Raw genomic sequence first — 12,779 nt, forward strand, 5'->3', positions numbered from 1 at the left:
AGCCATTATACCGCAACCTAAGTGACGCGCAAGCTTGGATGCAGAACAAGGAACAAGAAAAATACAAGCGACGTCGTAGAAAAAGCTACTACGAGCGCAGTATTTTTCGCAGTGACACAGTTATGCGCCAAGATCGCACGTCATACCGTACCGTGAGTGACGCGGAAGTTTCGATGCATAGCTAGGAACAAGGAGGTCGCAAGGGAAGGCGTAGTTAAGACCTACGTCGACCGCCGCGACCGACACAGTGACGACGCTAGGCGCGAAAATCCCGCGTCACGCCTTGCCGTGGCAGTTTTTATATTTCTTCCCACTCCCGCACGGGCACGGATCGTTGCGCCCGATCTTCCTGCCGTCCTCGTCCTTTTCGGCGCGCGCCTCGGCGGGCGCGCTCTCTCCGCCGTGCGAGGTGCGGGCTGTGCGGAGGTGATCCTCGAGTTTTGACCGCTCGCGCGCGAGCAGTTCGTGCGCGCGCTGTGCGGCGGCGGGATCGGCGACGGGTGCGGGCGTGCCGTCCGGCGCAACATTACTCTGCATGGGCGGCGCGGTCTGCGGGGTGACGATGCTCACATGGTACATGAGGTTCGCGATCTGATCCATGATGGAGGCTTCCATCGCTTCGAACATCTCGAGCGCCTCGATCTTATACTCAACGAGCGGGTTGCGCTGTCCATACGCGCGCAGGTTGATTCCCTCGCGCAGCATATCCATGTGGTCGAGGTGATCCATCCACTTTTGATCGACAACGCGGAGCATGACGACCTTCTCAAGCTCGCGCATATTCTCCTCGCCGAACATGAGCTCACGGTTCTTGTAGCCCTCCTCGGCAAGCTGTTCGAGGAGTTCTTGGATCTCGTCGCGCGCGAGTGCTTCGAGTTCTTCCTTTTTCAACTTGCCCTGCGGCGCATAGACCTTCTCCGCATCCTCGATGAGTGCGTCGAGCTGCCACTCCTCGGGATAGAGCTTCTCGTTCGCGTACTGCGTCATCTCGTCCTTGATGATGTGCTTGACCATCGCGAGGATGTTCTCGCGCAGGTTCTCCCCGCAGAGGATCTTGCGCCGCTCGCCGTAAATGACCTCGCGCTGTTGGTTCATAACGTCGTCGTATTCGAGGACGTGCTTGCGGATGTCAAAATTGCGCGCTTCGACTTTTTTCTGCGCGTGCTCCACCGAGCGCGTGATGATGGCGTGCTCGATCGGCTCATCCTCCTCCATGCCGAGCTTATCCATGATGCTCGCGATGCGGTCGGAGGCAAAGAGACGCATGAGGTCGTCTTCGAGCGAGAGGAAAAATTTCGACGCGCCGGGGTCGCCCTGACGCCCGGAACGCCCGCGGAGCTGGTTGTCGATGCGCCGCGACTCGTGCCGCTCCGTGCCGACGATGAAGAGTCCGCCAAGTTCCTCGACGCCCTCGCCGAGCTTGATGTCCGTACCGCGTCCCGCCATGTTCGTCGCGATCGTGACGGCACCCTTTTGCCCCGCGTTTGCGACGATCTCGGCTTCTTTTTCATGGAATTTCGCGTTGAGGACGACGTGCGGGATGCCGTTTTTCCTGAGAACGTTCGACATCTCCTCGGACTGCGTGATGGACGTCGTGCCGATGAGGACGGGCTGCCCCGACGCGTGGATGTCCTTCACCGACTGCCCGACCGCGCGGTATTTCGCCGCCTTCGTCTTGTAGATGACATCAGGGTGGTCGATGCGCTGCACGGGTTTGTTCGTCGGGATGACGATGACGGGCAGCTTGTAGATCTTGAGGAACTCGTTCTCCTCGGTCTTTGCCGTGCCCGTCATGCCCGCGAGTTTTTCATACATGCGGAAATAGTTCTGGAACGTGATGCTCGCGAGCGTCTGTGACTCGCGCTGAATCTTTACGCCTTCCTTCGCCTCGATCGCCTGATGCAGACCGTCCGAGTAGCGGCGTCCCTCCATGAGACGCCCCGTGAATTCGTCCACGATGACGATCTCGTCGTTCCGCACGACATAATCGCGGTCGCGGTGCATGAGCGCCTTGGCGCGCAGCGCGGCGGTGAAGCAGTGCGAAAGCTCGATGTTCTCGGGCGCATAGAGGTTCTGGATGCCGACGAGCTTTTCGATCTTTGGCACTGCGCTGTCGGCGGGCGCGACGGTCTTTTGCTTCTCGTCGACTGTGTAGTCCTCGCCCTCCTTGAGGTGGCGCACGGCATTTGCCATGACGGCGTAGTTGTCCGTCGACTTTGTTCCGGGACCCGAGATGATGAGCGGGGTGCGCGCCTCATCGATGAGAATGGAGTCCACCTCGTCGACGATCGCGTAATGCAGATCGCGCTGTACCATCTGACTCTCCGAGAGCACCATGTTGTCGCGCAGATAGTCAAAGCCGAACTCGTTGTTCGTGCCGAACGTGACGTCGGAGGCGTACGCCGCCTTGCGCTCCGGGAAATCCATGTTGTGCGCGATGAGTCCGACCGAGAGCCCGAGGTAGCGGTAGAGTTTGCCCATCCACTCGCTGTCGCGCCGTGCGAGGTAGTCGTTGACGGTGACCATGTGGACGCCGCGCCCCGAAAGCGCGTTGAGGTAGACCGCCGTCGTCGCGACGAGCGTCTTGCCCTCGCCTGTGCGCATCTCGGCGATGCGCCCCTCGTGCAGGCATATGCCGCCGATGAGCTGGACGTCGAAATGCCGCATTCCGAGCACGCGCCGCGACGTCTCGCGCACGACCGCGAACGCCTCGGGAAGGATCTCCTCAAGCGGCGCGCCGTTATCGATCTGCTCGCGAAACCGGCGCGTGTAGCCAGTCAGCTTATCGTCCGTGAGGTTCGTCATCGCGGGTTCGAACCCGTTGATTTGATCGACGATTTCGCGATACCGCGCGATTTCCTTATCATTGTTGTCGCCAAGAAAACGCTTCAAAATGGAAGATATTCCAAACAAGTGGTTTCACACTCCTAATGATTACATCCGATCGAAAGACAATATCCGCCTTATTATAGCACAAAGCCCCCGCCTTTGCACAAAAAGTTCAATATCTAAAGTTGAAGTGAACTCCTGAAAAGCGTATTCAAATTTAATTGAAATCATTTATGAATTGAATTAACATTGATTATGTGTTATTATTACAAAATAAAGGAGGTGTATATATTAACATCTATGTATTCTCTTAGGAAGTACATTATAGTAGGTTTCTAAATTTTTTCGATGGAAACACAGTCAGAACTGAAGAAATGGAGTTGAATCAATGGATGCAGCAATGCTCACATTAGGCGTGCTCGCCGTCGCGGCACTTCTTTTCGCCACCGAAATTATCCCGCTTGCCGTCACCGCCATGGGTGCGGCGATTGCACTCGGACTCTTGGGCGTCCTCACACCCGCGCAGGTTTTTTCCGGCCTGTCCAATTCCACGGTCGTCCTCTTCGCCGGCATGTTTATCATCGGCGCGGCGATGTTCCAAACGGGGCTCGCACAGAAAATCGGCATCGCCGTCGTCAAGAAGTCGGGCAGTGACGAGCGCCCGCTCATGGCGGCGCTGATGCTCATCACCATCGTGCTGTCCTCGGTCTCGTCAAACACCGCGACCGTCGCGTGCCTCATGCCCGTCGTCATCCAGATCTGCGCCGCGGCAAAACTGCCCGTCTCCCCGCAGCTCATGGCGCTCGCGGTCGCCGCGAACGTCGGCGGCACCATCACGATGATCGGCACGCCGCCGAACATCCTCATGAGCGCGACGCTCCAGGCAACGGGGCTTGAGCCGTTCGGCTTCTTCGAATTCGCATGGATCGGTGTGCCTCTGTCCATCGTCGGCATGATCTACATGCTGACCATCGGCCGCAAGCTCTGCCCGCGCCACATGGTCGAGTCCGACGCCTCCGCCGGCAGCGGTTCAAAGGAAGAGGCAAAGGACACGCGCAAGATGATGATCTGCGCCGCAATCCTCCTCGGTGTCGTCACCGCTATGGTACTCGAAAAGGAAATTCACATCCCGATGCAGATGTCCGCCATCATCGGCGGTCTCCTCTGCGTCCTCACCGGCTGCCTCAATGAAAAGCAGGCATACGAGGGCATCGACTGGACGACCATCTTCCTCTTCGCCGGGATGCTTCCTCTGGCGAGCGCGATGGAAAAGAGCGGCGCGGGCGCACTCATCGCGAACTTCGTCGTCGGACTCATGGGCGACGCCCCCTCCCCGTACCTCATCGTCGTCGCCATGTTCATCCTCTCGTGCGGTCTCACGCAGTTCATGTCGAACACCGCGGCGGCGGCGCTGCTCGCACCGATCGCCATCTCCATCGCGCAGTCCATCGGCGTCTCGCCGTACCCGGTCGTCATGGCAATCGGCATCGCGGCGTCCTGCGCGTTCACAACCCCGGTCGTGACCCCGCCGAACACACTCGTGCTCGGTCCCGGCAAATTCCGCTTCATGGATTATGTGAAGATCGGGCTGCCGCTCGTCTTTATCTCGCTGCTCGTCTGCGTCGCGGTGATCCCGCTCGTGTGGCCGTTCAAATAAAGACGTCTCATCATTATAGTTGGAGCACACATATCAATCCCGCCGAGGTGTAATGCTTCGGCGGGGTTTTCTGCTGGGCATATATGAGGCAGGCACCTATAAAACAGGCACAAAAAAAGCTCCCGGGGGAAAATCCTCGGGAGCATTGATTTTACTGGCAGAGAGGGTGGGATTCGAACCCACGGTGGCTCATCACCACACTTGATTTCGAGTCAAGCACCTTCGACCACTCGGACACCTCTCCATCGCGATTGCGACATGTGGCATTATAGCACACGCGCGGGCGCATTGGCAAGGGATTTTTCCGCAAAACACGCCCGAACTTGCCTCCCCCACGATTTCACAGAATACTAATCCCGGCTTCATCCTCCTTTATCCTTTCTTTGCGATATTGCTAGAGAAAGCATAAGCACAAATATTGCCAAGGAGGTTTCTCTATGCATCTATTAAAATCCGGCATCTGCGCACTCCTCGTGTGTGTGCTCGCGCTCATCTCGCTCCCCGCAGCGGAGGCGGCGACTGACTGGAACGGCGGGAGCATCCGCGCCGAGGGGACGGGTATTGCCCCCGCGCGCACCGTCAGTGCCGCACAGGCACGTGCGCTCGCCCGACGTGCCGCCATTGCCGACGCCTACCGGGCGCTCGCCGAGCAGATTCAGGGCGTGGACGTCGATGCCACGACCACCGTTGAGAACATGATGGTCGCAAACGACACCGTCCGCACCCACGTCAGCGCCCTCGTACGCGGCGCACGTATCGTAAGTGAAAAAGCGCTGAAGGACGGTGCCTACACCGTCACCCTCGAGGTTCCCGTCTTTGGCGTCGGTTCACTCGCAAGCTCCGTCTTTACACGGAACGAAACGCGTGCACAATGGGTGTCTCCCGACAGCGTCTATGAGCCCTACGACGGCGGACGCGGCTACGACACCACGGGATACGGCACCTACACAACACCTGCCGCGCCCGCACGCCGCACCCCCTCGACCAGTTCCGCCGCAAGTGCGCCTTCCGGACGTGCCGTCGGCAGCTATACGGGTCTCATCGTCGACTGCCGCGGACTTGGTCTGCGTCCCGTCATGAGCCCGGTCATCAAGGCAGACAACGGACGTCCCATCTACGGGTACAAGAACCTTGACAGCGACAAAGTCGTGCAGAACGGAATGGCGGGCTATGTCCGCAGCGAATCCGACGCGACGCGTGCGGGACGCAATCCGCTCATCGTCCGCGCTGTCGCCGTGGATGCGGGAGCAAATCCCGTCCTCTCCGCCGACGATGCACGCCGTGTCCTCATTGAGAACGGAGCAAGCGGCTTCCTCGACGCCACCAACGTCGTCTTCATCCGCTGACCCTTTCTGCCGATACACCTTCCTCTGCAAAATCCTCTGTAAAATGTGACCTTTGTCACGAAATCTACAGAGGGTTTTGTGTTATAATAAATAAGTATTATGAATTAAGGAGGGAACTTTTTATGAAACTGAGTGCAAGAAACCAGCTCAAGGGCAAGGTTGTATCAATCGAAAAGGGCGCCGTCAACGGCATCGTCGGCATTGAGCTCAAGGGCGGCGACGTCATCAGTGCGACCATCACTCTCAGCGCCATCGAGGAGCTCGGGCTCACAGTCGGCGGCGATGCATACGCCGTCATCAAGGCGACGTCCGTCATGGTCGGCGTCGATCACCACCACTGCAAATAAAACCGCCGCACCATAGCGACGCGTACAAAATCCCCCTGCACCGTACGCGCAGAGGGATTTTTTTGTGCAGGATTTTCGGACTAACAACGCTAAGCGTCAAGATCCCATCTTTTATACCATAACCTGAGTGAAGCAGAAGTTTGGATGCAGCGCACGGAATGAGGAGAACGCGAGCGACGGCGCAGAAAAAAGCTGCTCCTAGCGAAGCGTTCGACGACATGACACAGCGATGCGCCAAAATCCTGCTTCATGCCTTCCGGCGCGGGGAGCGGGGATGGTAAAGGCTCCAATTCCCCCGAATCGCTGCAAACCGAATCAGGAGTGCCAGCGTAAAGGCAAGCCACGAATTAACCTCTACGCCGAGCACAGGGCGCAGGAGGCAAAATACAAACGCGCCCGCAAGCGATGCCCCCGCATAGACCTCCGCATATAGCACAACAGGCATCCGCGAGGCTAGTACATCGCGGATCATCCCGCCCCCGACCGCCGTGATCGCAGCGAGCAGGATCGGCAGAACAAAGCTGCCCTCCGGCACAAACCGAATCCCCGTCAACGCCCCCGTGACCGTGAACGCCGCAAGTCCGATCGTATCCGACACATTGAACACCGTGAGGAGGCGCCGGCGCCGCAGCCGATGAAGCGCCGTCCATTGGTAGAGCAGACAGGTGATAACGGCAACACCGACCGACAGGAGGAAATTGGTCGTATCACGCAGCGTCATCGGCGGCGTAATCCCCACGAGCAAGTCGCGAATCATCCCGCCTCCAACCGCCGTAGCGAGAGCAAGCACCGAGATGCCAAAGATATCCATCCGCCGCGAAATCCCGACCAGCGTCCCCGACACCGCAAACGCAATCGTCCCAATCATATCAAACAGTCGCCAAAGCGCCGCAGCATCCACAAACATACCTCCTGCCACTATGTAAGATTTGACATCAATCGTCTCTTATCGTATAATATGCCTAGAAAAGGTGCTCCGGCAGACGGTCAGCCCCAAATCTTTTATACGGAAAAGTAACCGCCTAAAGTTGTGAGCTAGGGGCGGTTACTTTCTTGTTAAGAGTACGACAAAGACGATAAAAAGCAACAGTGTTACATTTGTCTCGTTCATAGTACCCACCCCCTCAAAATTAGGGGCAAGATTTGACCGCCTACCGCTGTGGCAGCACCTCACAAACCATTATATCAGCACAAAGACACGTTGCGTACGTGTCTTTTTATTTGCGTACATAGGAATTGCGGCAAACGCGAGGAAGGCGCAGCCAAAACCTACGTCAACGAAGCGTTTGCCAAAAATGACACTGCTAGGCGCGAAAATCCCGTGTCACATCCCGCCGTAACCTGAGTGACGTGCAAGATTTGATGCAGGGCTAGGAATGAGGAGAATGCGAGCGACGGCGTAGTAAAAAGCTACTCCTAGCGAAGCATTCGACGATATGACAACGCCATGCACAAATATCGCACGTCACATCTCAGTCTTGGGTGAAGAGATACAGTATAGTCTCAATCGGCGTCAACATCCCCGTCACCTGTGACCGCGACGATGCCGCGACGAGGTTCCCTTCCATATCGTAGACCGCGCGCTCGAGCGTCAACCGATAGGTTTCACGCTGGTCACGCACTTTTGCCCCGGAGATGCGGTATGCATAGAGCATCGTCGCGCCCGCTTCCCGCGCCGCCGTGAGGTGCTCTTCGAGCTCCGAGAGCAGCCCATTCTCTGAGAGTCCGCCGTCTGCCGCCGCGAACACGGTACCGGCATTGCGCGCATAGAGCCCGTCGCGCAGGAGCGCCTTCATATACGGCGCATCCGCCGCGAGCACACCGTCGACCTCCGCCGCGATCGGTGCGACATAGACCGTCCGACCCGCCGCACGATTCGGCTGTGCTGCGAGAAAGAGAAAGCTGTCCGTCCCCGCGCTGTCATAGAGCCGGCGGATCGCCGCATCCACATAGGCAATCATCGCATGGGGAAACGCCGCCACGGAGGGCGCGGGACGCCACGCGATCCGCTCGCCAAACTGCCGAAATCCGAGCGGCGCGGCGAGCAAGTCCTTCATCGGATCGCCCTGCATCACGACGCGGTGCAGGGTAAATTTCTCCGTATACGCGCGCACAAACGCGGCATTTCCAACCGCAGGCGCGCCGAACGTCACGACCTCGAGCTGCGTGGGCGAGACGCCCATATCCGCGAGCCGCGCCGCCGCGAGAACTGCCGCCGCCCCGCCGAGACTGTGCCCCGTGAGATAGATCTTCGCCGACGGATGCGCCCGCAGCTCCGCCGCAATCACCTCCCCCGCCGTACGCCCGCCGTATTCATCGAGCGTGTCGGTAAAAAGTGCCGCCTGCGTATAGTCGAGGAAGCCGCGGTGCACGAGCGGCGTTTCCTTTCGCTCCGACACCGGCGCATTTGCCGTCTCTAAGAACTCCGCCGGCGTATGCCCGCCGAACGGCGCACGCCCCAGGCGCAGGTCGGTAAAGACGTCGCTGCCGCGCTCCGTCCCCGGGAACGAGAGGAGGTGCGTCTCGCTGCCGTCCGGCGCCGTGCGCACCATATGGAAGAACCGCCCCACCGTCCGCTGCCGCCCCGGCGTCTCATAACCCTCAATGCGCCAACCCGCTGCGACGAGCCGTGCCCGCAGCATCTCGGAGAGCTCCCCGCTGTACGCCGCCTCCGATGCCGCGGCCGTCACAAAAAGGAGCGACGGCAGATCGGACGGCACAGCAAGCGCACGCTGCGGCATGCCAATGACAACGAAAAAGACAATGCATAATAGAACTCGTGCAAGCATGTTCCGCTCCTTCGCCGCTTTCATCACATCAATGATCTCCTCGTTATCGCCCCGTCAAATTCATAGACTATATTTTCATATACTTTTTCCATTTTGTCAATTTCAATCGCAATCGTGCATCGTCTCCCCCTCCCCCTAACCGCAAAGCAGTGATTTTCCCATGATCCGTTGGCAATCCCCGGATCTTTATGGTAAAATCGATGAATTAACGACGCTCCCCGGCAGGCGGCTCTCCATAGGGTCTACAAAAACGATCGATACACTTTGCATAACGTCAGATACCGGTATCATACGCATCACGCAGAATATCATCTTGACAGTAAGGAGCTATTATGAACGTTCCATCCGGTGCACGCTCACGCGAGGCGCGCATCCTGCGCACATCCTATATCGGCATTGCCGCAAACGTCCTCCTCGTCATCGTCAAAGCTGCCGTCGGCACACTCGCGGGCTCTCTTGCGCTCGTCACCGATGCGGTCAACAACCTGTCCGATGTCATTTCTTCCATCATCACCATCGCGGGGACAAAGATGGCGGGCAAATTGCCGGATGCAGAACACCCCTTTGGTCACGGGCGCCTTGAGTACATCACCGCCCTCATCATCGGCGCGATCGTCCTCGCCGCCGGGATCGGCGCCGCCGCAGAGTCCGTCGAAGGCATCCTACATCCTACGCCAGTCGAATATTCCGCGGGCTTTGTCCTCATCATTATCATCACGATCATTGCAAAAGTATTCCTTGCCAATTACACGATCAACGTAGGGCAGGCAGTGCATTCGGGCGCGCTCAAAGCCGCCGGTATCGATGCCAGAAGCGACGCCCTCATCTCCGTCGTGACGCTCCTCTCGGCAGCCGCTTATTTCCTATGGGAGCTCAATATCGACGCCTATGCGGGCGGTCTCATCTCCCTTGCCGTTATCAAAGCAGGGCTTGACATCCTCAAAGAAACCGGCTCCATACTCCTCGGAGAGCGTGTCGACAGCGAACTCACGAAAGAGATTTATGATAAGGTGCGCTCCTATCCCTTCGTCTTAGGCGCGCATGATTTACGGCTCAATAACTATGGTCCCGATTCCTACCTCGGCTCCATCCACGTGGAGCTCGACGGCAGCAAATCCTTGAGCGAAACCTATCCCCTGCTCTTCCAAATTGAGCGAGACCTCCTCAAAGAATTTAACTGCATCGTCACCGTAGGATTCTACGCCATCGATTTCACCTCGCCGAACACAAAAAAGGTACACGACATCTTAGCGTGTCATGCCGCCGCACAGGAAGCAATCGCCGGCTTTCACGGCATCTGTCTCTACGACAGCCGCAAAGAACTCTTCTTCGACGTCACCTTCCACTTTGGCTATGACTACCGCCCCATCCTAAAGGCCATCTGCAGCGAAATCGCCGCCCTCTTCCCCGATTATACCATCGTCGCGCGCCCGGACATCAACTATGCCGACGGAGAGTATTAAATTCTTTCTTCCGTTAAAACACAACAAAAAACCGCTGCGGTTTCCCGTAACGGTATCTTCTCAAAATGGTGCGGTTGATGGGACTTGAACCCATACGTCTTGTGAACACTACCCCCTCAAAGTAGCGCGTCTGCCAATTCCGCCACAACCGCGTGGTGCGGTCGAGAGGACTTGAACCTCCACGATGTTGCCATCACTAGCGCCTGAAGCTAGCGCGTCTGCCATTCCGCCACGACCGCGTGACTGTATTTAGTTAATGGTATTTACTGCCTAAAAAATGGTGCGGTCGGTGGGACTTGAACCCACACGTCTTGTGAACACTACCCCCTCAAAGTAGCGCGTCTGCCAATTCCGCCACGACCGCGTGACAATATAGATGAAAATGGTGCCGAGGACCGGAATCGAACCGGTACGATTGTTGCCAACCGGGGGATTTTAAGTCCCCTGCGTCTGCCTGTTCCGCCACCCCGGCGCAGTAGGCAATAATGGAGCGGGTGATGGGAATCGAACCCACGTGACCAGCTTGGAAGGCTGGGGCTCTACCATTGAGCTACACCCGCGTGGAGCTGGCGAGAGGACTTGAACCCCCAACCTGCTGATTACAAATCAGCTGCTCTACCGATTGAGCTACGCCAGCGGCAGATACATCGGAGCAAACTGCCGGAGATACTGTCCTTTGCGTCAAAAGATGACCAACATGGTCAAAAGTGGTGCCTCAGAGCGGAATCGAACCACTGACACGGGGATTTTCAGTCCCCTGCTCTACCAACTGAGCTACCGAGGCATAAAAAATGGCGACCCGAAGGGGACTTGAACCCCTGACCTCCGCCGTGACAGGGCGGCATTCTAACCAACTAAACTACCGGGCCGTGTGCTAAAAGCATCCTTTGGTGGGCGATGACAGGATCGAACTGCCGACATCTTGCTTGTAAGGCAAGCGCTCTCCCAGCTGAGCTAATCGCCCATAAAATGGTGACCCACCACGGAATCGAACCGTGAACCTACTGATTAAGAGTCAGTTGCTCTGCCAGTTGAGCTAGTGAGTCATGATAGAGACGCAAAACGGGATTTTTGCGCCTAGTGATGCATCAAAACTTCCGTTTCGCTAGTGTATCCTAAAAAAGTAAAAAGTGGTGGCTCACCCGGGACTCGAACCCGGGACCCTCTGATTAAAAGTCAGATGCTCTACCAACTGAGCTAGTGAACCTTTATCAGCCGCCACACATCCCATCCGGAGATGAGATAAATTGGCTGGGGTAGTTGGATTCGAACCAACGGATGCGGGAGTCAAAGTCCCGTGCCTTAACCGACTTGGCTATACCCCAACTACTGATCCTGTCCGTGAATCGGAGCGCACAGCGCGAACGATGAACGGGTAACAGGTCGTATGCGAAAACGTCCCAAGAACACGAGCGTGAGCGACGTGTGATTGGCAGACGTTGACCGCTTGTATCTATTACTGCAATTACAGCGAGAAATCAAAAATGGCTCCTCGGACGGGACTCGAACCTGTGACATTCTGATTAACAGTCAGACGCTCTACCAACTGAGCTACCGAGGAATATATTGCGGCAACTACCTACTCTCCCGCGTCGTCTCCAACGAAGTACCCTCGGCCTGCGGACGCTTAACTGCTGTGTTCGGAATGGGAACAGGTGGAACCGTCCGGGCATCATCACCGCATTACTAGAGTGTTGTTCACTCAAAACTAGACAGAAGAAACTCTTTGCAAATTAGTTGCGAAATACCAATGAGCGGTCAACGTCTGCCAACCACACTTCGCTTTCGCTCATGTTCTTGGGACGTTACCCACGCCGTAGCGACATTTACTCAGTCTCCCGACTTCGTAACCGTCGCATAAGCGATTCGTATAGCTTTGCGCTCTTTATATCGCGCAAACCTAACTCTCTGCTTAAGTCAAGCCCTCGACCGATTAGTACTGGTCAGCTGCATGCGTTGCCGCACTTCTACGCCCAGCCTATCTACCTCGTCTTCTGCAAGGGGTCTTACTCTCTTAAAAGATGAGATACTTCATCTCGGGACGGGCTTCACGCTTAGATGCTTTCAGCGTTTATCCCTTCCGAACGCAGCTACCCGGCCGTGCCCTTGGCAGGACAACCGGTACACCGTTGGTTCGTCCACTCCGGTCCTCTCGTACTAGGAGCAGCCTCCCTCATGTATCTTGCGCCCGCGATGGATATGGACCGAACTGTCTCACGACGTTCTGAACCCAGCTCACGTACCACTTTAATGGGCGAACAGCCCAACCCTTGGGACCTGCTTCAGCCCCAGGATGTGATGAGCCGACATCGAGGTGCCAAACCTCCCCGTCGATATGGACTCTTGGG

7 protein-coding genes, 14 tRNA genes and 2 rRNA genes are annotated in these 12,779 nt (G+C 57.1%); 4 read left to right on the plus strand and 19 right to left on the minus strand.

Annotation, left to right across the window (positions count from 1 at the left end):
* Positions 1-276: 276 nt before the first annotated feature.
* Positions 277-2,913 (minus strand): preprotein translocase subunit SecA, encoded by a 2,637-nt coding sequence (secA, locus tag K341_RS0109235; protein WP_026762608.1) that lies wholly within the window; start codon positions 2,911-2,913, stop codon positions 277-279.
* A gap of 304 nt (positions 2,914-3,217) precedes the next feature.
* Between secA and K341_RS0109240 the strand changes: the two genes are divergently transcribed.
* The gene (locus K341_RS0109240) at positions 3,218-4,486 is read left to right on the plus strand and encodes an SLC13 family permease (protein ID WP_026762609.1); all 1,269 of its coding nucleotides are present in this window, start codon (positions 3,218-3,220) and stop codon (positions 4,484-4,486) included.
* A gap of 155 nt (positions 4,487-4,641) precedes the next feature.
* Here the strand turns inward: K341_RS0109240 and K341_RS0109245 are convergent.
* A tRNA-Ser gene (locus K341_RS0109245) sits at positions 4,642-4,730 on the minus strand.
* A gap of 193 nt (positions 4,731-4,923) precedes the next feature.
* Between K341_RS0109245 and K341_RS0109250 the strand changes: the two genes are divergently transcribed.
* The gene (locus tag K341_RS0109250; RefSeq protein ID WP_026762610.1) at positions 4,924-5,832 is read left to right on the plus strand and encodes an LPP20 family lipoprotein; all 909 of its coding nucleotides are present in this window, start codon (positions 4,924-4,926) and stop codon (positions 5,830-5,832) included.
* A 122-nt stretch (positions 5,833-5,954) separates the two neighbouring features.
* Complete coding sequence (locus K341_RS0109255; RefSeq protein ID WP_009350094.1) at positions 5,955-6,179, plus strand: TOBE domain-containing protein; 225 nt, start codon at positions 5,955-5,957, stop codon at positions 6,177-6,179.
* Positions 6,180-6,426: 247 nt separating this feature from the next.
* On the opposite strand, the gene K341_RS0109260 is transcribed toward K341_RS0109255, so the two are convergent.
* Positions 6,427-7,086, minus strand: coding sequence for a trimeric intracellular cation channel family protein (locus K341_RS0109260; protein ID WP_211221216.1), 660 nt, complete (start codon positions 7,084-7,086; stop codon positions 6,427-6,429).
* Between the two features lie 565 nt (positions 7,087-7,651).
* Positions 7,652-8,992 (minus strand): lipase family protein, encoded by a 1,341-nt coding sequence (locus tag K341_RS0109265; protein ID WP_026762612.1) that lies wholly within the window; start codon positions 8,990-8,992, stop codon positions 7,652-7,654.
* A gap of 308 nt (positions 8,993-9,300) precedes the next feature.
* On the opposite strand from K341_RS0109265, the gene K341_RS0109270 reads away from it, so the two are divergent.
* Positions 9,301-10,431, plus strand: coding sequence for a cation diffusion facilitator family transporter (locus tag K341_RS0109270; RefSeq protein ID WP_026762613.1), 1,131 nt, complete (start codon positions 9,301-9,303; stop codon positions 10,429-10,431).
* 66 nt (positions 10,432-10,497) lie between these two features.
* Here K341_RS0109270 and K341_RS0109275 read toward each other — a convergent pair.
* The 15 genes from K341_RS0109275 to K341_RS0109345 form a co-directional block, all read right to left on the minus strand.
* Positions 10,498-10,583, minus strand: a tRNA-Leu gene (locus K341_RS0109275).
* 1 nt (position 10,584) lies between these two features.
* A tRNA-Leu gene (locus K341_RS0109280) sits at positions 10,585-10,670 on the minus strand.
* Positions 10,671-10,709: 39 nt separating this feature from the next.
* Positions 10,710-10,795 (minus strand) — tRNA-Leu (locus K341_RS0109285).
* 19 nt (positions 10,796-10,814) lie between these two features.
* A tRNA-Leu gene (locus K341_RS0109290) sits at positions 10,815-10,903 on the minus strand.
* A 14-nt stretch (positions 10,904-10,917) separates the two neighbouring features.
* Positions 10,918-10,991: transfer RNA gene (locus tag K341_RS0109295), tRNA-Gly, on the minus strand.
* Position 10,992: 1 nt separating this feature from the next.
* Positions 10,993-11,068, minus strand: a tRNA-Thr gene (locus K341_RS0109300).
* Between the two features lie 71 nt (positions 11,069-11,139).
* Positions 11,140-11,215, minus strand: a tRNA-Phe gene (locus K341_RS0109305).
* Between the two features lie 8 nt (positions 11,216-11,223).
* Positions 11,224-11,300 (minus strand) — tRNA-Asp (locus K341_RS0109310).
* 19 nt (positions 11,301-11,319) lie between these two features.
* Positions 11,320-11,395, minus strand: a tRNA-Val gene (locus tag K341_RS0109315).
* 6 nt (positions 11,396-11,401) lie between these two features.
* Positions 11,402-11,477 (minus strand) — tRNA-Lys (locus K341_RS0109320).
* Positions 11,478-11,562: 85 nt separating this feature from the next.
* A tRNA-Lys gene (locus K341_RS0109325) sits at positions 11,563-11,638 on the minus strand.
* A gap of 41 nt (positions 11,639-11,679) precedes the next feature.
* Positions 11,680-11,756, minus strand: a tRNA-Gln gene (locus K341_RS0109330).
* Between the two features lie 160 nt (positions 11,757-11,916).
* Positions 11,917-11,992, minus strand: a tRNA-Asn gene (locus K341_RS0109335).
* 5 nt (positions 11,993-11,997) lie between these two features.
* Positions 11,998-12,114: ribosomal RNA gene (gene rrf / locus K341_RS0109340) — 5S ribosomal RNA — on the minus strand.
* 230 nt (positions 12,115-12,344) lie between these two features.
* A 23S ribosomal RNA gene (locus tag K341_RS0109345) occupies positions 12,345-12,779 on the minus strand; the annotation flags it as partial.

This window comes from Centipeda artemidis DSM 19719 (assembly GCF_000426665.1).
GTDB lineage: Bacteria > Bacillota > Negativicutes > Selenomonadales > Selenomonadaceae > Centipeda > Centipeda artemidis.